The sequence below is a fragment of the Streptomyces sp. NPDC058464 genome, from assembly GCF_042721035.1.
Lineage (GTDB): Bacteria > Actinomycetota > Actinomycetes > Streptomycetales > Streptomycetaceae > Streptomyces.
The window spans coordinates 24534-45279 of the sequence record NZ_JBHXMA010000049.1 but is presented as its reverse complement, the minus strand read 5'-3'; the positions used below and the strand labels follow the sequence as shown (position 1 = coordinate 45279).

Below are 20746 nucleotides of genomic sequence, written 5' to 3'. Positions count from 1 at the left end.
GGACAGCCCGCCGCGCCGTCCACAGGTACACACGCCCCGACACCAAGTTGATGCCGGGGCGTGCACATTGCGAAGCCGATGTGAGGGCCGGAGGCCTTTTCAGACCCCTCGGTCCTCGCTCAGCTCGATCCGAACTCAGTCCTCCGCGGACGCCGTCCGGGAAGCCGTCGCCTTCTTGGCCGCCGTCTTCGCCGTGGTCGTCGTCTTCTTCGCGGCGGTCTTCTTGGCAACCGCCTTCTTGGCCGGCGCGGCCTTCTTCGCGGCCGCCGTCTTCTTCGCGGGCGCCTTCTTCGCCGTCTTCTTGGCGGGCGCCTTGGCCCGCTTCTCGGCGAGCAGCTCGTAGCCGCGCTCCGGGGTGATCTCCTCGACGCTGTCGCCGGAGCGCAGGGTCGCGTTGGTCTCGCCGTCGGTGACGTACGGCCCGAAGCGGCCGTCCTTCACCACGACCGGCTTCTCGCTGACCGGGTCGGTGCCCAGCTCCTTCAGCGGCGGCTTGGCGGCGGCCCGGCCGCGCTGCTTGGGCTGGGAGTAGATCTGGAGCGCCTCTTCGAGGGTGATCGTGAAGAGCTGGTCCTCGGAGGTGAGCGAGCGCGAGTCCGTGCCCTTCTTCAGGTACGGCCCGTAGCGCCCGTTCTGCGCGGTGATCTCCTGGCCCTCGGCGTCGGCGCCGACGACACGCGGCAGCGACATCAGCTTGAGCGCGTCCGCCAGGGTGACCGTGTCCAGGGCCATCGACTTGAAGAGCGACGCCGTGCGCGGCTTGACCGCGTTCTTCCCGGTCTTCGGGGTGCCTTCGGGGAGCACCTCGGTGACGTACGGGCCGTAGCGGCCGTCACGGGCGATGATCTGGTGGCCGGTCTCCGGGTCGGCGCCCAGCTCGAAGTCGCCGCTCGGCTTGGCGAGCAGCTCCTCCGCGAGCTCGACGGACAGCTCGTCGGGGGCCAGGTCCTCCGGCACGTCCGCGCGCTGGTGGCCCTCGGAGTCCTTCTCGCCGCGCTCGATGTACGGGCCGTAGCGGCCGACCCGCAGCACGATGTCGTTGCCCACCGGGAACGACGACACCTCGCGCGCGTCGATCGCGCCCAGGTCGGTCACCAGTTCCTTGAGGCCGCCGAGGTGGTCCCCGTCGCCGTTGCCGGCGTCGGCGGCGCCGCCCGTGGTGGTGCCCTCGCCGCCCTCGCCGAAGTAGAAGCGCTTCAGCCACGGCACGGCCTGCGCCTGACCTGCGGCGATGCGGTCGAGGTCGTCCTCCATCCGGGCGGTGAAGTCGTAGTCGACCAGCCGGCCGAAGTGCTTCTCCAGGAGGTTGACCACGGCGAAGCTCAGGAAGGAGGGCACCAGGGCCGTCCCCTTCTTGAACACGTAACCCCGGTCGAGGATCGTGCCGATGATCGACGCGTACGTCGACGGGCGGCCGATCTCGCGCTCTTCCAGCTCCTTGACGAGCGAGGCCTCGGTGTAGCGGGCCGGGGGCTTGGTGGCGTGCCCGTCGACCGTGATCTCCTCGGCGCTGAGCGCGTCGCCCTCGGCGACCTGGGGCAGCCGGCGCTCGCGGTCGTCCAGCTCGGCGTTCGGGTCGTCGGCACCCTCGACGTAGGCCTTCAGGAAGCCGTGGAAGGTGATCGTCTTGCCGGAGGCGCTGAACTCGACGTCCCGGCCGTCGGCGGCGGCGCCGGCGATCTTCACGGTGACGCTGTTGCCGGTCGCGTCCTTCATCTGGGAGGCGACGGTCCGCTTCCAGATCAGCTCGTAGAGCTTGAACTGGTCGCCGGTCAGGCCGGTCTCCGCGGGGGTGCGGAAACGATCACCCGAGGGGCGGATCGCCTCGTGGGCCTCCTGCGCATTCTTGACCTTCGCGGCGTACGTCCGCGGCTGGGCCGGCAGGTAGTCGGCGCCGTACAGCTGCGTGACCTGGGCGCGGGCGGCCGCGATCGCGGTGTCGCTCAGCGTCGTGGAGTCCGTACGCATGTACGTGATGTAGCCGTTCTCGTACAGCTTCTGGGCCACCTGCATGGTGGCCTTCGCGCCGAAGCCGAGCTTGCGCGAGGCCTCCTGCTGGAGGGTCGTGGTACGGAACGGGGCGTAGGGCGAGCGGCGGTACGGCTTGGACTCGACCGAGCGGACCGAGAACCGGGTGTTCTCCAGGGCCGCGGCGAGCGCGCGGGCGTTCGCCGCGTCGAGGTGGAGGGTGTTCGCGGACTTCAGCTGCCCGAGCGAGTCGAAGTCACGGCCCTGGGCGACGCGCTTGCCGTCGACGGCCTGGAGGCGGGCGACCAGGGACGACGGGTCGCTCGGGTCACCTGCCCGGCCGGTCCCGAAGGTGCCGGTCAGGTCCCAGTACTCGGCGGACCGGAACGCGATGCGCTCGCGCTCCCGCTCCACCACGAGCCGGGTCGCCACGGACTGGACACGGCCGGCCGACAGGCGCGGCATGACCTTCTTCCACAGGACCGGCGAGACCTCGTAGCCGTAGAGGCGGTCGAGGATGCGGCGGGTCTCCTGGGCGTCGACGAGCTTCTGGTTGAGCTGGCGCGGGTTGGCGACGGCGGCCTGGATCGCGGACTTCGTGATCTCGTGGAAGACCATCCGCTTGACCGGGACCTTGGGCTTGAGCACCTCCTGGAGGTGCCAGGCGATCGCCTCGCCCTCGCGGTCCTCATCGGTGGCGAGGTAGAGCTCGTCGGAGTCCTTCAGCAGGTCCTTGAGCTTCTTGACCTGGGCCCGCTTGTCCGCGTTGACCACATAGATCGGCTCGAAGTCGTGCTCGACGTCCACGCCGAGGCGCCGGACCTCGCCGGTGTACTTCTCGGGCACCTCCGCGGCGCCGTTGGGAAGGTCACGGATGTGCCCGACGCTCGCTTCGACGACGTATCCGGGGCCCAGATAGCCCTTGATCGTCTTCGCCTTGGCAGGCGACTCGACGATGACGAGTCGGCGGCCGCCCTGTGCGGTCTCGCTGGTCGGGGACAACTTCGCTCTTCTCTCCGGTCGACGCTGGGGCCTCCCCAGGCCTTGCTCCCGGGGTCGTGGCACGGGCAGGGATGCCCGCTCACTTGGTGACGCTGCGGAGTGTGACGGTACATCCCGCCCCCGTGTCAAACGGGAAAAGCTCACAACGGCCACTCGAACGGTAACCCGACTACCGCCATTCCTGCCGCCCGGAGTCCCCGGTCGCTCTTCCGGCCCTGTCCGGAGCGTGACGCTCCGATTACCGACGGGTTGCCCTCAGGGGCGGGTCAGGCAGTACGCCGCGAGGCCCAGCGCGACCACCGCGGCGAGGCTCGCGAGGGTCGCGGATGCGACCTGGCTCACACCCTGGGCGACGGGTTCGCCACGCCGGAGCCGGGTCCCGGTCCACACCAGCAGTGCGCCTCCGAACAGGGCGAACACCACCCCCGCGAAGATCGCCGGTCCGCTCTCCATGACCCGCGCACCCCTTCCCTGCCGTCTGCGACTGCCCAGCGCCCGGAGACTGGCACGTGCGGGCGGCGGGCGGGAGGCCGACGGGCGAAATCGAGGTGAACGGGCAGCCGTAAGCCGCTCGAACATCCGATCGACGGACTAACGATGAGCCGCCCGCCAAACGTTCCGGCCACATTTTTCCGGCCTTTTTCTTGTTCCGGCGTGTCCTACGGGCTTCCCGTGGGCCTTCCCATGGGCCTCCCGTGGACCTCGTGCGGATCCACGGGGCACGTCTTCCGGTCCGTCAGACCGCCGACCCGTCAGACCGCCGACCCGTCAGGCCGTCGGCTCCAGGAACCCCTGCTCCACCAGCAGCCGGATCTGCGCGGGCGTGCGGTCGCGCAGCAACACCGGGTCCTCGCCCATCAGTTGCGCGATGGCGTCGAGAATCCGGCCCGCGCTCAGCGTGCCGTCGCACACCCCCGCGAACCCGGCGCCCACCGTGTCCACCTTGGTCGCGCGGCGCATCCCGCGGTGCTGGCGCAGCACCACGTGCTCCGGGTCCTCGGCGCCGGGCAGCCCGACCTGCTCCTGGACCACCTCGACGGCAAGCCTGAAATGACCTTCGAGGAGATCCGCGTCGTCGTGGTCACGGAGGTAGTCGAGGCGGTCGAAGTGCGCGCGGATCGTCTCGCCGAGCGGCTGTTCGATCGGATGCGGCCACTCCTCCACGGTGACCGAGGGCACCGCGGCGTCCGTCCTCCGCAGCGTGATCCAGCCGAATCCCACCCCCTTCACCTTGCGCGCCTCGAACTCGTCGAGCCACGCGTCGTACTGCGCCTGGTACTCCGCCGGGTCCCCGCGGTGCTCGCCGGAGTCCCTGAGCCACAGCTCGGCGTACTGGTTGACGTCCTGTGCCTCGCGCTGCACGATCCACGCGTCGCAGCCGCGCGGCACCCACGACCTGACCCTGTCCTGCCAGTCCTCTCCCGCGACGTGCTGCCAGTTGGCGAGGAACTGCGCGAACCCGCCCTCGTTCAGCCGTTCCCCGGCCTGTTGAACGAGCGAGCGGCACAGATCGTCCCCGCTCATCCCGCCGTCCCGGTACGTCAGCCGGGCGCCGGGCGAAATCACGAACGGCGGGTTGGAGACGATCAGATCGAACGTCTCCCCCTCCTTGACCGGCTCGAACAGCGAGCCCTCGCGCAGGTCGGCCGCCGGTGCGCCGGAGAGCGCCAGCGTGAGCGCCGTGATGTGCAGCGCGCGGGGGTTGAGGTCGGTCGCCGTCACGCGCGTGGCGTGCTGGGCGGCGTGCAGCGCCTGGATCCCGGAGCCGGTGCCGAGGTCGAGGGCGGCGGTGACGGGCGTACGGACGGTGATGCCGGCGAGCGTCGTGGACGCGCCGCCGACCCCGAGGACCACACCCTCGTGCCGCTGCCCGATGCCACCGGCGCCGCCGACCGCGCACCCGAGGTCGGACACGATGAACCAGTCCTCGCCGTCGGGCCCGCCGTAGGGCCGTACATCCACGGTGGCCGCGAACTCGTCGCCGCCCACACGGGTCAGCCAGCCACTGTCCACGAGGTCGTCGAGGGGCAGCACGCCGACCACGCGCGCGTGCGGCACGGGCTGCTGGAGCAGGAACAGCCGGACGAGCGTCTCCAGGGGCGTGTCCCCGCGGGTCGCCCGCAGCGCGGGCACCGTCTCGCTGCGGGCCAGCGCCGCGTACGCGGGTGCGCCGAGCAGGTCGAGCAGCCCGTCGGCGGTGAAGGAGGCGCCCAGCAGGGCGGTGCGCAGCCGGGCGGCGACGTCGGGGCGGTCGGAGGCGGGCAGAGTGGCGAGGCCGGAGTCAGTCACGCCCTCCATTGTGGCCCGCGGCCCCGCCCCGCCGCGGGCTCAGCACACGAGCCCGGACCGCGGAACTCCGGCCTGGACTCCGAGGCTCCGGCCCGGACCGCGGGACTTCAGCCCGGACCGCCGGACTCAGCCCCAGGCCACCGGACTCCGGCCCAGGCCACCGGGCTCAGCCCCGGACCGCCGGACTCAGCTCAGCCCGACGGACTCAGCTCAGCCCGACGGACTCGGCACACGGCTCCGGAGCGCCGGACCGCCGGGGCTCGGTGTCCGGCCTCGGCGCACAGCGCCGGCTTCGGCTCCCGGCGCCGCCCGGTCCCGCCCGGCCCCGCCACGGCCCCCGGCGCCGACCCCGGCCCCGGAGGCTTGGCAGCCCCTGTCTCAGCCCGCCGTCGACGCCGACGAGGACGAGGACGAAGAGGCCGACGAAGAGGCGGCCGAGGACGGCGTCGATCCCGACGCGGGTGTCGACGCCGGATCCGTCGTCGCGGCGACCTTCTTGCAGCTGGCCTGTTCGGCGATGGCGTCCTTGACCTCGCCCTGCTCCAGGGCGTTCAGCGCCGCGGTGCCGCTCTTGCTCTGCGCCTCCAGCTGTGTCGTCTGGGAGGCGATGTCCTGCAGGCCCGAGGCGAACTTCGCCTGGTTCTTGGTGTCGAGCGCGTCGACCTTCTTCTTCAGGTCGGCGTACGACGCGGAAAGACTGTTGAGGGTCGTGACGACGTTCTGCTGCCGCTTGGCGCCCTCCTCGACCCCGGGGGGCGCACCGGCGCCGCTGATGGCGGAGGCGAGCGCCTTGTAGGCGTCGGACATGTCCTGGAACGCCTGGGAGTCGGTCTTCTGGATGGTCGCGGGCGAGCTCGTGGTGTCCGAGACCGCCGTGGAGATCGCCTCGTTCGCCGCCTTGATCTTCGCGTCCTGCGCCGGCACCGCGTCGCACACGGTCTTGGCCCAGGCGATCAGCTTCGGGTCGGTGCCCTTGTTGCTGCTGCACCCGGACAGCGCCACCACCAGTACCGCACCGCTGGACAGTGCGGCCGCGAGCTTCTTGTTCACCGGATCGGTCCCTTCCATGGCTCTCGGCCCCCGGAATCTACACGGCGGACGGACAGCGCCCTCACGGAAGTACCCACTAAGTATGCTTTTGTGCACCTTTGCACCAAGAGAGAGAAGGCTCACGACGAGACGACGCGAACATCCCCCGCTCCCCGAGCACACCCCGGCACACCCCGGCACACCCCGGCGCACGCCGGACGGCGAGCGCCTCGGCATGCGAAACGGGCGGACGGCGTGTCAGCACACGCCATCCGCCCGCTCGTTGACCGGTCCTCCTCGCGAGCACCCTCGCGAAGGCTCCGGTGGGCGTCGTAAGACCGCCTACGAAACCACCGCGGGATCGGCCGACTTGGCCACGTGTTCGGCACTGTCCTCGTCGTCGCCGACGGCGATACCGCGCCGCTTGGAGACGTACACCGCGCCGACGATCACGGCCAGCGCGAGGACCGCGACCACGATCCGGACGCCGATGCTCTTGTCATGTCCGTAGGAGAACTTGATCACCGCGGGCGCGATGAGTAGGGAGACCAGGTTCATGACCTTGAGCAGCGGGTTGATCGCGGGACCCGCGGTGTCCTTGAAGGGGTCGCCGACCGTGTCGCCGATGACCGTGGCCGCGTGGGCCTCACTGCCCTTGCCGCCGTGGTGGCCGTCCTCGACGAGCTTCTTGGCGTTGTCCCAGGCACCACCGGAGTTGGCCAGGAAGACGGCCATCAGGGTGCCCGCGCCGATCGCGCCCGCGAGGTAGGAACCGAGGGCGCCGACACCGAGCGTGAACCCGATGAAGATGGGCGCCATCACGGCGAGCAGTCCCGGCGTGGCCAGCTCGCGCAGGGCGTCCTTGGTGCAGATGTCGACGACCTTGCCGTACTCGGGCTGCTCCGTGTAGTCCATGATCCCGGGGTGCTCGCGGAACTGCCGCCGCACCTCGTAGACCACCGAACCCGCCGACCTCGACACCGCGTTGATGGCGAGTCCGGAGAAGAGGAACACGACCGCCGCGCCGGCGATGAGGCCGACGAGGTTGTTGGGCTGCGAGATGTCCATGGACAGGGTCAACGGGGAGCCCGCACCACTGAGTTTCGCGCCCACGTCCTGCACGTTCGTGGTGATCGCGTCCCGGTACGACCCGAAGAGCGCCGACGCCGCGAGGACGGCGGTGGCGATGGCGATGCCCTTGGTGATGGCCTTGGTGGTGTTGCCGACGGCGTCCAGGTTGGTGAGCACCTGCGCGCCCGCGCCCTCGACGTCGCCGGACATCTCGGCGATGCCCTGGGCGTTGTCGGAGACCGGCCCGAAGGTGTCCATGGCGACGATGACGCCGACCGTGGTGAGCAGGCCGGTGCCGGCCAGCGCCACCGCGAACAGCGCGAGCATGATCGACGTACCGCCGAGCAGGAACGCGCCGTAGACGCCGAGGCCGATCAGCAGCGCGGTGTAGACGGCCGATTCCAGACCGACCGAGATACCGGCGAGGACGACGGTGGCCGGGCCGGTCAGCGAGGTCTTGCCGATGTCCATGACCGGACGCCGGTTGGTCTCGGTGAAGTAGCCGGTCAGCTGCTGGATGACCGCCGCGAGCACGATGCCGATGGCGACCGCGACGAGCGCGAGGATCCGCGGGTCGCCGTCCTTGGCCCGGATGGCCGCGTCGGAGATTCCGTCGAGGTCGGAGTACTTCCCGGGGAGATAGACGAAGACCGCGATCGCGACCAGCACCAGCGAGATCACCGCGGAGATGAAGAAGCCGCGGTTGATGGCGCTCATGCCGCTGCGGTCGCTGCGGCGCGGGGCGACCGCGAAGATGCCGACCATCGCGGTGAGCACGCCGATCGCCGGCACCAGGAGCGGGAAGGCCAGTCCGGAGTCGCCGAACGCCGCCTTGCCGAGGATCAGCGCGGCGACCAGGGTCACGGCGTACGACTCGAAGAGGTCGGCCGCCATGCCGGCGCAGTCGCCGACGTTGTCGCCCACGTTGTCGGCGATGGTCGCGGCATTGCGCGGGTCGTCCTCCGGAATGCCCTGCTCGACCTTGCCGACCAGGTCGGCGCCGACGTCGGCGGCCTTGGTGAAGATGCCGCCGCCGACACGCATGAACATGGCGATCAGGGCGGCCCCGAGGCCGAAGCCTTCGAGCACCTTCGGCGCGTCGGCCGCGTACACCAGCACCACACAGGAGGCGCCGAGCAGGCCGAGCCCCACCGTGAACATGCCGACGACGCCGCCCGTGCGGAAAGCGATCTTCATGGCCTTGTGCGAGACGGCGGTGAGATCCTTTTCGGGTTCGCCCGCCGCCGGGGTGGCTTCGCGGGCCGCCGCGGCGACGCGCACATTGCTGCGTACGGCGAGCCACATGCCGATATAACCGGTGGTCGCCGAGAAGGCCGCGCCGATCAAGAAGAAGATCGACCGTCCGGCGCGCTGATTCCAGTCGTCCGCGGGCAGCAGCAGGAGCAGGAAGAACACCACGACGGCGAATACGCCGAGCGTGCGCAACTGCCGGCCCAGATAGGCGTTGGCGCCTTCCTGGACCGCCGCCGCGATCTTCTTCATGCTGTCGGTGCCCTCGCCCGCCGCGAGCACCTGGCGTACCAGGATCCAGGCGACCACGAGCGCGGCCAGCGCCACGGCGGCGATGACCGCCACCAGGACCCGGTTGTCGTCGGTCAGGACCGCGGCTGCGAAGGTTGTGGGGTGGTGGCCCAACTGATGAGGGGTAGAAAGCCCCGCCATTCGTCCTCCTTGACGCTTGGACTGAGCTCAAGATGTGGACGGATTCTAGGTACCCGCGAGTGATCTAAACAGGGGACGGTAAACGGAATTGGCCTTCTCGTGCTCTTCAGCAAATGATCGAGGTCGCTCCGACGAACCCGAAAGCGGTAATGCCCTAAAAGCATTGACGGCGGCGTTTACTTGATCGAATTATCGCCTGATTGATCGTGAATGAATTCACTAAATCCATCGCACCAGATCACTGTACGACCGGCACGGCAGGCGCGACCGGTATGGCGGGTGCGGAAGGGGTGCGGCGGGTGCGGGGGGTGCGACGGGTGTGGCCGACGCGGCCGACACGACCGGCCGGAGTCGGCGCGGACATGCCGAAGGGCCCCACTCGGTGGGGCCCTTCGGTACGCGAAACGGGGTGGCGCTCAGGTGAGCGCGACTCCGGGCGGGGTGGTCGGCCAGGTCATGCGGATCAGCCCGCCGTGCTCCCCGGCGGTGACCTCCACGTCGTCGACGAGGCCGCTGATGACCGCGAGGCCCATCTCGTCCTCCTCGGTCTCCACGTCCACGTCCGCCGCGCCACCGGACGCCCGGTCACCGGGAGCCGAACGGGGTGCCTCGTCGCCGACCTCGATGGAGAACTGTTTCTCCTCCTCGATCAGCGCCACCCGCACCGGCTCGGTGATGCCGGCGGCCTGGTGCAGACCCACCGCGCGGGAACAGGCCTCGCCGACGGCCAGCCGGACCTCGTCCAGGACGGCCTCGTCCACTCCGGCCCTGCGAGCCACCGCCGCCGCCACCAGTCGGGCGGTGCGGACGTGCTCAGGCAGCGCGCTGAAGCGGAGTTCAACGGTGGCCATACGTCCCCCTCGGAACTACGGGCGTGCGGTAGGGGGCCGGGTCGCCGAAGAACCCGGGCCCCCCGATGAATTGCGTGCGCCGCGGGCTCTGCGGACCGTGCGCGGCTACCGGCACGGGCATGCAGGCCCCAACGGGCGGGGGTGGCACAGGCGTCCGTACAACGCGTACGAGCCTGTGCCGAGAGCCGGCCGGACGGCACGGACCGATCGGCGGTCCGGGGTACGTCGGCCGGCCCAGGGTCAGTCGGTGGCCGCCACCGCTTCCTCGACCGAGGTGTGGATCGGGAACACCTTGGTGAGGCCGGTGATACGGAAGATCTTCAGAATGCGCTCCTGGTTGCAGACCAGGCGCAGCGAGCCCTCATGGGCACGCACCCGCTTCAGGCCGCCGACCAGCACGCCGAGCCCGGTGGAGTCGAGGAAGTCCACGCCCTCCATGTCGACGACGAGGTGGAAATTGCCGTCGTTCACCAGCTCGACCAGCTGCTCGCGCAGCTTGGGCGCGGTATATACGTCGATTTCGCCACCGACCTCGACGACCGTACGATCGCCGACGGTACGGGTCGACAGGGACAGGTCCACGGATCCTCCAGCACCTTGCTATCGAGCGGTCGCCCCTCGGGACACCTCGGCTTGCAGTCCCAGGGACGCTTCGCCAGCCGCGATGGCATTCAATCACTTACCGGCAGGCGTGCACGACGCCTTGGCCCCATTGTCCGTCACTCCAGTGACACACTCGGTCCCGATGGCCATAAATCACCGATCCGATCGGCCCTCGGTTCCGGCCGCGTCCGGGTTCTCCCCGAGCACGGTCCTGGACCGGCTCGCCTCCGGGCCGAGCCGGGCTTCGCGCATCACTCATACGGAGCACTTGCCCCCGCGTGCGGGTCGGCATGCCGTCTGGCCTGACCGGATTCGTTCGGAGGTCGTGGCGGCCGTGCAGGCCTGCGGCATCGAGCATCCCTGGGAGCACCAGGCGCTGGCCGCGGAGCACGCCCTGGACGGCGATTCGGTCGTCGTCGCCACCGGCACCGCCTCCGGCAAGTCGCTGGCCTACCTCGTACCGGTCCTGTCCACCCTTCTGGACGGCTCCGAGGCCGCCAACGGCCGCGGCGCCACCGCCCTCTACCTGGCGCCCACCAAGGCGCTGGCAGCGGACCAGTGCCGTTCGGTGAAGGAACTTTCACAACCGCTGGGCAATGCCGTACGCCCGGCCGTGTACGACGGCGACACCCCGTACGAGGAACGCGAGTGGATCCGCCAGTACGCCAACTACGTGCTCACCAACCCGGACATGCTGCACCGCGGGATCCTGCCCGGGCACGCCCGCTGGTCCTCCTTCCTGAAGTCGCTGAAGTACGTCGTCGTCGACGAGTGCCACACCTACCGGGGCGTCTTCGGCTCGCACGTCGCCCAGGTGCTGCGCCGGCTGCGCCGCCTGTGCGCCCGCTACGGCGCCTCCCCGGTCTTCCTGCTGGCCTCCGCCACCGCCGCCGAGCCCGCCGTGGCCGCCGGCCGCCTCACCGGCCTGCCGGTCGTGGAGATCGCCGACGACGCCTCCCCGCGCGGCGAGCTGGTCTTCGCCCTCTGGGAGCCGCCGCTGACCGAGCTGCACGGCGAGAAGGGCGCCCCCGTCCGCCGTACCGCCACCGCCGAGACCGCCGACCTGCTGACCGACCTCGCCGTGCAGGGCGTGCGCTCGGTCGCCTTCGTGCGCTCCAGACGCGGGGCGGAGCTGATCTCCGTCATCAGCCAGGAACGGCTGGCCGAGGTGGACCGTTCCCTCGCCCGGCGTGTCGCGGCCTATCGCGGCGGCTACCTCCCCGAGGAGCGCCGCGCCCTGGAACGCGCGCTGCACTCCGGGGAACTCCTCGGACTTGCCGCCACGACGGCCCTGGAGCTGGGCGTGGACGTCTCCGGGCTGGATGCCGTACTGATCGCCGGGTACCCCGGTACGAGGGCCTCTGTGTGGCAGCAGGCGGGCCGCGCGGGCCGCGCCGGACAGGGCGCCCTCGCGGTCCTGGTCGCCCGCGACGACCCGTTGGACACCTTCCTCGTCCATCATCCCGAGGCCCTGTTCGACCAACCGGTGGAATCGACCGTCCTCGACCCCGACAACCCGTACGTCCTCGCCCCGCACCTGTGCGCCGCCGCGGCCGAGATCCCGCTCACCGACGACGACCTCGACCTCTTCGGCCCCGCCTGCAAGGAGCTGCTCCCGCAGCTGGAGGCCGCGAAACTGCTGCGCCGGCGGACGAAGGCCTGGCACTGGACCCGCCGGGAGCGGGCCGCCGAGCTGACCGACATCCGCGGCGAGGGCGGCCGCCCTGTGCAGATCGTCGAGGCGGGCACAGGACGCCTGCTCGGCACGGTGGACGCGAGCGCCGCCCACTCCACCGTCCACGAGGGCGCGGTCCACCTCCACCAGGGCCGCACCTACCTCGTACGGTCCCTCGACCTGGAGGACTCGGTGGCCCTGGTCGAGCAGGCCGAGCCGCCGTACTCCACGGTCGCCCGCGACACCACGGCCATCTCCGTGCTGGAGACCGACATCGAGGTCCCCTGGGGCGACGGCCGCCTCTGCTACGGCTCCGTCGAGGTCACCAACCAGGTGGTCTCCTTCCTGCGCCGCCGGCTCATCACCGGCGAGGTCCTGGGCGAGTCGAAGCTCGACCTCCCTCCTCGTACGCTGCGCACCCGCGCGGTGTGGTGGACCGTCACCGAGGACCAGCTCGACGAGGCCCGGATCAACCCGGAGATCCTCGGCGGCGCCCTGCACGCCGCCGAACACGCCTCCATCGGCCTGCTCCCGCTCTTCGCGACCTGCGACCGCTGGGACATCGGCGGCGTGTCGATCCCGCTGCACCCCGACACGCTCCTGCCGACGGTCTTCGTCTACGACGGCCACCCCGGCGGCGCGGGCTTCGCCGAGCGCGCCTTCCACACGGCCCGCACGTGGCTGACGGCGACCCGGGAGGCGATCGCCGCGTGCGAGTGCGACGCCGGGTGCCCCTCGTGCATCCAGTCCCCCAAGTGCGGGAACGGGAACGAGCCGTTGCACAAGCGGGGGGCGGTGCGACTCCTCACGGTGCTGTTGAAGGGGGCGCCGACGGGGTAGCGAGGTAGTCGTTCGGCTGCGGGTCGGTGGGGGCTGGTCGCGCAGTTCCCCGCGCCCATCGGGGCGCGTTGTCAGGGGCGCGTTGCAGCGGGGCCGGCTCTGGCGCGGACCTCTGCGGCGAACGGTCCACCCCCGGACGCCGCCGTCACATCCGAGATGTCCCCGACGATCACGCACCGCGTCAGCCGAGCGCCCTGTGCCCGTGCCACCCGGTCGGCCCGGGCACAGGCCGCCGTCCTCCCCTCGGCCCAGTGGTCCGCCGCCGCGAGGGCTGCCATGTCGGCGCCACCGGCCGCGCGATGCCGGACAACTACGGCGTGCCCCAGCCCCAGCACCACCCCGAACACCACACACAGCACGGCGATCGCTCCGACGCTCCAGACAGTGGCAGAGCCTCGATCACCCGCCCCACTGCTACGCGCCCCATAGGGGCGCGGGGAACTGCGCGACCAGCCCCCACCGACCCGCAGCCGAGAGGCCACCGCACGCCCCCTCACGGCCCCACCTCCGTCGCCCCCTCCGCCAACGCGACCGCCGACTCCCGCACCTCGAACGGCAACGCGCCGAGCACCGGCGGCCTCGCCACCACCGTCACCCGCACCACGTCGCCCTCCCGGCCGACCGTCACCGTCGCCCCGGCCGGCGCCGCCTCCTTCGTCACCGCGACCACCGCGTCCTCGGCGTCCTGCCGCGCCGCGGCCCGCGCCCCGGTGCGGGCGGCGTCCACGCACCGGATCTGGGCGGCCACCACGAGCAGCCCCCACACCAGCGCCATCGCGAACGCCACCAGCACCGGCAGCACCACGGCCGCCTCCGCCGTCACGAACCCCCGGTCCGCCCCGCGCCCCCGCTCACATCCGCGCACTGAGGGCTCGTTTCACGATGGCCTGGAGCTCCGCACTGACCTGCCCGCTCGTCACGACCGCGTAGAGGACCGCCGCGAACCCGACCGCGGCGATGATCCCCATCGCGTACTCGGACGTGACCATTCCCGCGTCCCGGCGTGCCAGCTTCCACATCTTCCAGTACATCTCACGCATCTCGACTCCCTTGAACTCGCTCGGAATTGACTTCGGTTCCTGCTGACGGCCTTGCTGTCGCGCCCTTCATCCACCACCCCCTCCCCCTCGCAGCACCCCACCCGCGAGTCCGATCACGACGGGGAGCACGCCCATCGCGATGAACGCGGGCAGAAAACACAGCCCCACCGGCGCCGAGATCAGTACGGCCGCCCGCCGCGCCCGCACGGTCGCGCTCCTTGCCCACTCGGCGCGGGCGTCCGAGGCGAGCCGGGCCACGGGCGCGGCCGCCGGCAACCCGGACTCGTCCGCGCGCTCCAGCAGCCGGGCCAGGGCCGCGGCACCCGGCAGTCCCGCCAACCGCCGCCAGGCAGCCGCCGGTTCACCGCCCAGCCGCACCTCCGCGGCGCCCCGCGCCAGCCCTTCGCCGACAGGCCCGCCGAGGGCCTCCCCGACGGCCTGGGCGGCCACCACCGGACCGGCACCAGCGGCGATACAGGCCGCCAGGAGATCGGCGGCGAGCGGGAGTTGGCGTGCGGCCTCGGCCGCCTCCGCCTCGGCCGTCCGGCCTCCGTCGCCCGCCCTGCCCCGCCATCGCCACAGGCCCACCGCGACGCCCAGCCCGAGCAGCGCTCCGGCGACCCCGCCGACCAGCACCCAGCCGCCGCACATCACACCGGCGACCGGCAGCCACCTGCGGACGGCTCCGCCGATGTCGGAGTGCCGCTCCACCCGCTCCAGGCCGAGCAGTTCGGCCACCTTCCGCCGGGCCCAGCGCCTGCGCCTGACCCGCTCCAGCCACCATGCCGACCAGCCCAGGGTCGCCAGCACCGCGAGCGTCACCCCCAGCCTGTGGACAACTTCCGCGCTCATGCCGCCTCAGCTCCCCGCACGATCCGGGCCGCCCACCACATCCCGGCGCCCTCGAACACCGCGCCGACCAGCAGGCAGCCCAGGCCGGCTCCGGTGTGCAGCAAGACCCGCAGCGGGTCGGCGCCCATGGCCGAGCCGAGCAGGAGGCCGAGGGCGGGCAGGGCGGCGAGCATCACCGCGGTGGCCCGGGCGCCCGACAACTGGGCACGCAGGTCGGCACGCTGGTCCCGTTCGGCGCGCAGGGCGGCGTCCAGGCGGTCGAGGCCGGCCGCGAGACCGGCGCCCTGGTCGACGGCCACCCGCCAGCAGGCCGCGAGCCCCAACAGGCCGTCGGCGCCCGGCTGCCGCGCCGCCACCGCCAGCGCGCCAGGCACGTCGCCGCCGAAGCGTGCCGCCGCGACCACGGCCGGCTGGGCCTCGCCGAGGCCACCAGAGTCCCGCGCGGCCCGCAACAGCGCCTCGCCCGGCTGCCGTCCCGCGCGCACCTCGCCTGCGAGCGCACCGCACAGCGTGATCACCGCGTCGGCGCGCGCCTGTCGGGTCCGCCGGGCCTGCCGGGCCAGCCGCACCCGGCGCAGCACCGGCACCCCGGCCGCCCCCGCGAGGACCGGCAGGAGCGAGGCGGCAAGGAGGGCGAGCGCGACACCGGCGGCCAGGGCCCACCACTCACCCCGCCAACGGCCGCGCAGCCGCCGCAGTTCCCCGAGCGCCTGCTCCCAGGAGGGCGGCCCGGTGGCCACCACTCCGCCGCCGGCGAGCAACAGCCGCGTCCGCCGTACCTCGCGCTGCCGCTCGGCCAGGAGCCAGGCCATGACCCCACCGCACACCACGGCCGCACCCACCGTCGTCTCACCCATCACGTACGCCTCTTTCAACTCGTGAATCACTGAAGTCACTTCGGACCGGAACCAGTCAGTCGCCCAGGAGCTCACAGCTCACAGCTCACAGCCCGCCCCCGTCACTCCGGGCTCCGGAGCAGTCCCCGCAGCCGCTCCCATCCCGGCTCCCGGGCGAACGCCGTCGCCTCCCAGCGCAGTGCGGGCACCGTCCGCACCAGCCCGGAGGGGTCCCGCTCGAGGACATGCACCTCGGCGATCCGTCGCCGGCCCGCGGGGTCCCGTACGAGGTGCAGCACCACCGACAGCGCGGCCGCCAGCTGGCTGTGCAGGGCGGCCCGGTCGAGCCCGGCGGCCGTGCCGAGGGCTTCCAGGCGGGCCGGTACGTCCGCGGCCGCGTTGGCGTGCACGGTGCCGCAGCCGCCCTCGTGGCCGGTGTTGAGCGCGGCCAGCAGGTGGACCACCTCGGGCCCGCGGACCTCGCCGACGACGAGCCGGTCGGGCCGCATCCGCAGGGCCTGCCGGACCAGGTCCTCCAGGGTGACGAGGCCGGCGCCCTCCTGGTTGGCGGGTCTGGTCTCCAGGCGTACGACGTGCGGGTGTTCGGGCCTGAGCTCCGCGGAGTCCTCGGCGAGGACGATCCGCTCCCTCGGCCCGACCAGGCCGAGCAGGGCGCTCAGCAGGGTCGTCTTGCCGGTGCCGGTGCCGCCGCTGACCAGGAAGGAGAGCCGGGCCGCGATGAGCGCCCGCAGGATCCGGTCGCCGCCCGGGGGCACGGTCCCGGCCGCGACCAGTTCGCCGAGAGTGAACGCCCGGGGCCGTACTACCCGCAGGGACAGGCAGGTGCAGCCGATGGCCACCGGGGGCAGGACGGCGTGCAGACGGGTGCCGTCGGGCAGCCGGGCGTCCGCCCAGGGCCGCGCGTCGTCCAGGCGCCTGCCGGCCACCGCAGCCAGCCGCTGCGCGAGGCGTCGTACCGCCGCCGCGTCCGGGAAGGCGATCCGGGTGAGTTCCAGGCCGCCGCCGCGGTCCACCCAGACCCGGTCCGGGGCGGTCACCAGGACGTCGGTGACCGTGGGGTCGGCAAGGAGGGGCTCCAAGGGGCCGCTGCCGACCAGTTCGGAGCGCAGTCGCTCGGCCGCGCCGAGGACTTCGGCATCGCCGAGGACCCGGCCCTGTGCGCGCAGCGCCTGTGCCACCCGCGCGGGTGTCGGTTCGGCGCCGCTCTCGGCGAGCCAGCGCCGTACCCCGTCGAGCAGGGCAGGGGCCTCCGCACCCGCGGTGCCGGGCCTCATACGCCGCCCCCCGCCTCGACCAGAGTGCGCTCCCAGAAGCCCTTGCAGAAGCGGGCCAGCGGTCCGCGGGCGGCGGACCCCGGCGGTTTCCGGCCCGGACGGGACAGGCCGGGTTCGGCGGGGACCTCGCCGACCAGCGGCAGGCCGAGCAGCCGGGCCACCTCGCGGTCGTCCAGTCCCGGCGCGTACGGCCCCCGTACCGCCACCCTGAGATCGCGTACGACCATGCCGACGGTGGCCGCCACCCGTCCGGCCGCCGCGACGGCGCGGAGTTCGGCGGGAACCACCAGGACGGCGAGGTCGAGCTGGGTGAGGACCTCGGCGACCTCGTCGTCCAGGCGGCGCGGCAGGTCGACGACGACCGTGCCGCCGCGCCGCCGGGCGGCCGCGAGCACCGCGCGGACGGCGGGCGGCGGGATCGCCACGCAGTCGCCGCGGTCCCAGCTGAGGATCCGCAGCGAGTGCAGTTCGGGCAGCGACTCCTCCAGGGCGCCGCTGCCCAGCCGGCCTCGTGAGGCGGCGAAGGCGGGCCAGCGCAGGCCCTCGGCCGTCTCGCCGCCGAGGAGTACGTCGATTCCGCCGCCCAGCGGATCCGCGTCCACGAGCAGGGTGCGCAGTCCCTCCCGCGCGGAGGTGACGGCGAGCGCGCAGGCCAGCGTGGAGGCGCCGGCCCCGCCCCGGCCGCCGATGACACCGACGGTGAGGGCCGGGCGGCCCACGCCCTCGACGACGTCGGCGATCCGGTCCACGAGCCACTGCTCGCCGTCGGGCAGCATCAGGACGTGGTCCGCGCCGATCTCGACGGCCCGTTTCCACACGTCGGGGTCGTCCTGGTCGAGGCCGACCAGCACCACTCCGCGTCGGCGTGCGGCGCCGCGCACCCGCCGTGCGGCGTCGTCACCGACCAGGACGAGCGGGGCGGACTCCCAGCCTCCGCCGCGTTCCGGCGGGCGGTGGTGGACCTCCGGTTTGGCGCCGGCCGCCGCGCACAGGCGCAACAGGTCGTCGAGGAGTTCGGCGTCCTCGGTGACGATCATCGGGCGTCCGGGCCGTCCCGAGGCGGCGGACGGCGGGTCCTGGGTGACAGTTCCGGCCACGTGGCTTCCCCCTTGGCTGCGTTCTCCCGCATGGCCCCTGCGGCCACACGATTCCCAAACGTGCGAAGAACCGGCGAGCGGCCTCCATATGCACGGCCGACAGAAACCGGCCATTGGCGCCCGACAAACGGAACCGGCCATGAACTCGCCGCCGCCGGAGCACGCTGGAATCACGGTGCAGCGAACCCGGAAATCGTGTGGATCTTGGTCCGAAACTGTGGACAACCCGATGGTTGTGAATATCGCCGTCACCCATACCGGTGAGGCCCGTTCCGAGGTCTGCGCGACTTCCACAGCGCAGCGCTGCGACTACCCAACGTGACGGATCATGGGCATACGAAAGGGGCGGCCGAAGCCGCCCGATCACGGCCTCACGGCCCGCGAGAGAGGAGAAAAACCCACCCGGACATGCGACGACCCCCACCGGGGGGGAGAGTGGGGGTCGTCTCCACGGCCGACTCGGGGGGGGAGGAGCCGGACCGGGTTAGCACGGTCGCGAACGATCCGTGACTTCCATGGTGTACCCGAGAGCCCTCTCAGGCAAACCCACGCGCCCCACCTTACGCCGAATGGTGGGCGCCTATGCTCGGGGTCGTGGAAAACCACTCCTTGCCCCGCACAGCGGCCTTCTTTGACCTGGACAAGACGGTCATTGCGAAGTCGAGCACGCTCACCTTCAGCAAGTCGTTCTACCAAGGCGGTCTGATCAACCGCCGGGCGGCGCTGCGCAACGCGTACTCCCAGTTCGTGTTCCTGGTCGGCGGTATGGACCACGACCAGATGGAGCGCACGCGCGCTTACCTGTCCGGCCTCGTCCGTGGCTGGAATGTCCAGCAGGTCAAGGAGATCGTCGCCGAGACCCTGCACGACCTGATCGACCCGATCATCTACGACGAGGCCGCCTCCCTCATCGAGGAGCACCACCGGGCGGGCCGGGACGTCGTCATCGTCTCCACCTCGGGCGCCGAGGTGGTCGAGCCGATCGGCGAACTCCTCGGGGCGGACCGGGTGGTGGCCACCCGCATGGTCGTCGGCGACGACGGCTGCTACACCGGCGAGGTGGAGTACTACGCGTACGGCCCGACCAAGGCCGAGGCCGTCCGGGAGCTGGCCGCCTCCGAGGGGTACGACCTGGACCGCTGCTACGCCTACAGCGACTCGGCGACCGACGTGCCGATGCTCCAGGTCGTCGGGCACCCGCATGCCGTGAACCCGGACCGCGCACTGCGCCGCGAGGCGCTCGCCCAGGGCTGGCCGATCCTGGACTTCCACCGGCCGGTACGGCTCAAGCAGCGGATCTCCACGCCCCCGCGCCCGGCCCTGGTCGCCGCGGCGGCGATAGGAGCGGCGGCGGCCACCGCGGGCCTGGTCTGGTACGCGAGCCGGCGCCGGAGCACGGTCGCCTGAACCTACGCCCCTTTAGTGCGTCTTTGAACCTGAAAGTAAAGAACTGCAGGCAGGGGTTCCGCTTGCCCCGGGCTTGCAGTACAAAGGGGTTAGCGGCCCGCGAGACCAAAGGACATCCGAGAGGATCACCTTTAAAACGCATTTGGCCCCACGGACCCAGCATGGACACTGGGCACCCACGCGACGTCGACCCGTCGATTACGGGCCAGCCGCACCAGGTGACGGGCAAAGCACCCGACCTGATGGGCGACATATCGAGGACGCTTGGTAACTCGGTGAGCATGCCAGCGGCGGTACGAGAACTCGTACCGCCGCAACCCTTTTCCGAAGCCCCGCGCGGCCGCCCGCCCGGCCCCGCCGCGCCCCTACGCCGCTCCGCGCTGCAGCGCCTCGCACACCGCCGTCGACTCACGCACGCCGAGCTCCACCGCGCGCCCGCAGTGCGCGATCCAGGCCGCCATCCCTTCCGGGGTGCCGGACACGTAGCCGTCCAGGGCCGCCAGATAAGAGGCTCGGCCCAGTTCGGCGTGACCGACCTCGGCGGGGCAGATCGCCTTGGGGTCGAGGCCGCTGCCGATCAGCACGATCCGCTCGGCCGCGCGCGCGACCAGCCCGTTGCACGAGGTGAAGGGCCGCAGCGCGAGCAGCTCGCCGTGCACCACGGCGGCCGTCACCAGCGCGGGCGCCTCGCTCCCGGCGACGATCAGCTCGGCGAGCCCCTCCAGGCGCCCCGACACCTCGTCGGCGCCCGGCAGCTCCAGTTCCACCAGCGGCTCGTCGACACCCTCGCCGGCCCGGCGCGGCCGGCCGACCTCGTCATCGTTCGTCGCAGCCGCCACCAGGTGCAGCCGGGCCAGCACGCGCAGCGGCGACTGCCGCCAGATGGAGAGCAGTTGGCCCGCCTCCGCGGTCAGCCGCAGGGCCGCGCCCACCACACGCGCGTCGTCGTCCACACCGAAGTCGGAACGCCGCCGCACCTCCTCCAGCGCCCAGTCGGCACCGGACAGCGCGGCGCTGCCCCGGGCGGCGCGCAGCGCGGCCTCCGAGGTGACGGCGTTGCTGCGGCGCCGCATGATCCGGTGCCCGTAGACCCGGTCCACGGCCTTGCGCACGGACTCCACGGACTCGGCCACCCCGGGCAGCGAGCCCAGGGCCGCGAGCGGATCAGCGGTCGCACCTGTCGTACTCATGAGTACGACAGTACGCAC

General features: G+C 72.0%; 17 protein-coding genes. 2 read left to right on the top strand and 15 right to left on the bottom strand.

Translation table 11 applies throughout. The features are described from left to right. Positions 1–135 precede the first annotated feature (135 nt). From topA to bldG, 7 genes are all read right to left on the bottom strand, one after another. Entirely contained in the window at positions 136–2970 is a 2835-nt protein-coding gene (gene topA, locus ACFWPQ_RS43140) for a type I DNA topoisomerase (RefSeq protein ID WP_384048004.1), read from the bottom strand. A gap of 255 nt (positions 2971–3225) precedes the next feature. After that, positions 3226–3423: a hypothetical protein gene (locus tag ACFWPQ_RS43135; RefSeq protein WP_384048001.1), complete on the bottom strand. Its 198-nt coding sequence runs from the start codon at positions 3421–3423 to the stop codon at positions 3226–3228. 315 nt (positions 3424–3738) lie between these two features. Next, on the bottom strand, positions 3739–5268 hold the full coding sequence (locus ACFWPQ_RS43130; protein WP_384047998.1) for a methyltransferase: 1530 nt from the start codon (positions 5266–5268) through the stop codon (positions 3739–3741). Positions 5269–5637: 369 nt separating this feature from the next. Then, on the bottom strand, positions 5638–6309 hold the full coding sequence (locus ACFWPQ_RS43125) for a small secreted protein (RefSeq protein WP_384047996.1): 672 nt from the start codon (positions 6307–6309) through the stop codon (positions 5638–5640). Positions 6310–6630: 321 nt separating this feature from the next. Continuing rightward, positions 6631–9042 carry a sodium-translocating pyrophosphatase gene (locus tag ACFWPQ_RS43120; RefSeq protein ID WP_384047993.1) on the bottom strand — a complete coding sequence of 804 codons (2412 nt, stop codon included), beginning with the start codon at positions 9040–9042 and terminating at the stop codon, positions 6631–6633. Positions 9043–9458: 416 nt separating this feature from the next. Further along, positions 9459–9893, bottom strand: a complete 435-nt coding sequence (locus ACFWPQ_RS43115; RefSeq protein WP_361286144.1) for an ATP-binding protein — start codon at positions 9891–9893, stop codon at positions 9459–9461. Positions 9894–10133: 240 nt separating this feature from the next. Continuing rightward, the gene (bldG, locus tag ACFWPQ_RS43110) at positions 10134–10475 is read right to left on the bottom strand and encodes an anti-sigma factor antagonist BldG (RefSeq protein ID WP_010986038.1); all 342 of its coding nucleotides are present in this window, start codon (positions 10473–10475) and stop codon (positions 10134–10136) included. 82 nt (positions 10476–10557) lie between these two features. Between bldG and ACFWPQ_RS43105 the strand changes: the two genes are divergently transcribed. Then, positions 10558–13011, top strand: a complete 2454-nt coding sequence (locus ACFWPQ_RS43105) for a DEAD/DEAH box helicase (protein WP_384047990.1) — start codon at positions 10558–10560, stop codon at positions 13009–13011. Positions 13012–13082: 71 nt separating this feature from the next. Here the strand turns inward: ACFWPQ_RS43105 and ACFWPQ_RS43100 are convergent, their stop codons facing one another. The 7 genes from ACFWPQ_RS43100 to ssd form a co-directional block, all read right to left on the bottom strand. Next, on the bottom strand, positions 13083–13376 hold the full coding sequence (locus ACFWPQ_RS43100; RefSeq protein ID WP_384048077.1) for an Rv3654c family TadE-like protein: 294 nt from the start codon (positions 13374–13376) through the stop codon (positions 13083–13085). A 128-nt stretch (positions 13377–13504) separates the two neighbouring features. Then, complete coding sequence (locus ACFWPQ_RS43095) at positions 13505–13834, bottom strand: TadE family type IV pilus minor pilin (RefSeq protein WP_384047987.1); 330 nt, start codon at positions 13832–13834, stop codon at positions 13505–13507. Between the two features lie 28 nt (positions 13835–13862). Next, on the bottom strand, positions 13863–14051 hold the full coding sequence (locus ACFWPQ_RS43090) for a DUF4244 domain-containing protein (RefSeq protein WP_365708159.1): 189 nt from the start codon (positions 14049–14051) through the stop codon (positions 13863–13865). A gap of 66 nt (positions 14052–14117) precedes the next feature. Continuing rightward, complete coding sequence (locus ACFWPQ_RS43085) at positions 14118–14903, bottom strand: type II secretion system F family protein (RefSeq protein ID WP_384047983.1); 786 nt, start codon at positions 14901–14903, stop codon at positions 14118–14120. Next, complete coding sequence (locus ACFWPQ_RS43080) at positions 14900–15760, bottom strand: type II secretion system F family protein (protein WP_384047980.1); 861 nt, start codon at positions 15758–15760, stop codon at positions 14900–14902. Before ACFWPQ_RS43080 ends, ACFWPQ_RS43085 begins: the two co-directional genes overlap by 4 nt. Positions 15761–15861: 101 nt before the next feature. Continuing rightward, the gene (locus ACFWPQ_RS43075) at positions 15862–17034 is read right to left on the bottom strand and encodes a TadA family conjugal transfer-associated ATPase (protein WP_384047977.1); all 1173 of its coding nucleotides are present in this window, start codon (positions 17032–17034) and stop codon (positions 15862–15864) included. Next, a complete protein-coding gene (gene ssd / locus ACFWPQ_RS43070) occupies positions 17031–18131 on the bottom strand; it encodes a septum site-determining protein Ssd (RefSeq protein ID WP_384047974.1) in 1101 nt (366 codons plus the stop codon). Before ssd ends, ACFWPQ_RS43075 begins: the two co-directional genes overlap by 4 nt. Positions 18132–18713: 582 nt before the next feature. On the opposite strand from ssd, the gene ACFWPQ_RS43065 reads away from it, so the two are divergent. After that, the gene (locus ACFWPQ_RS43065; protein ID WP_384047971.1) at positions 18714–19538 is read left to right on the top strand and encodes an HAD family hydrolase; all 825 of its coding nucleotides are present in this window, start codon (positions 18714–18716) and stop codon (positions 19536–19538) included. Positions 19539–19903: 365 nt separating this feature from the next. On the opposite strand, the gene ACFWPQ_RS43060 is transcribed toward ACFWPQ_RS43065, so the two are convergent. Further along, complete coding sequence (locus tag ACFWPQ_RS43060) at positions 19904–20728, bottom strand: oxidoreductase (RefSeq protein ID WP_384047968.1); 825 nt, start codon at positions 20726–20728, stop codon at positions 19904–19906. Between the last annotated feature and the right edge of the window lie 18 nt (positions 20729–20746).

Bases quoted from the DNA above. Each gene is read 5' to 3' on its own strand.
- ACFWPQ_RS43075 (WP_384047977.1), bottom strand. From the start codon at position 17,034: ATGAGGCCCGGCACCGCGGGTGCGGAGGCCCCTGCCCTGCTCGACGGG.
- ACFWPQ_RS43060 (WP_384047968.1), bottom strand. From the start codon at position 20,728: ATGAGTACGACAGGTGCGACCGCTGATCCGCTCGCGGCCCTGGGCTCG.
- ACFWPQ_RS43115 (WP_361286144.1), bottom strand. From the start codon at position 9,893: ATGGCCACCGTTGAACTCCGCTTCAGCGCGCTGCCTGAGCACGTCCGC.
- ACFWPQ_RS43130 (WP_384047998.1), bottom strand. From the start codon at position 5,268: ATGGAGGGCGTGACTGACTCCGGCCTCGCCACTCTGCCCGCCTCCGAC.
- ACFWPQ_RS43080 (WP_384047980.1), bottom strand. From the start codon at position 15,760: ATGGGTGAGACGACGGTGGGTGCGGCCGTGGTGTGCGGTGGGGTCATG.
- ACFWPQ_RS43105 (WP_384047990.1), top strand. From the start codon at position 10,558: ATGGCATTCAATCACTTACCGGCAGGCGTGCACGACGCCTTGGCCCCA.
- ACFWPQ_RS43085 (WP_384047983.1), bottom strand. From the start codon at position 14,903: ATGAGCGCGGAAGTTGTCCACAGGCTGGGGGTGACGCTCGCGGTGCTG.
- ACFWPQ_RS43090 (WP_365708159.1), bottom strand. From the start codon at position 14,051: ATGCGTGAGATGTACTGGAAGATGTGGAAGCTGGCACGCCGGGACGCG.
- ACFWPQ_RS43135 (WP_384048001.1), bottom strand. From the start codon at position 3,423: ATGGAGAGCGGACCGGCGATCTTCGCGGGGGTGGTGTTCGCCCTGTTC.
- ACFWPQ_RS43120 (WP_384047993.1), bottom strand. From the start codon at position 9,042: ATGGCGGGGCTTTCTACCCCTCATCAGTTGGGCCACCACCCCACAACC.
- ACFWPQ_RS43065 (WP_384047971.1), top strand. From the start codon at position 18,714: ATGCTCGGGGTCGTGGAAAACCACTCCTTGCCCCGCACAGCGGCCTTC.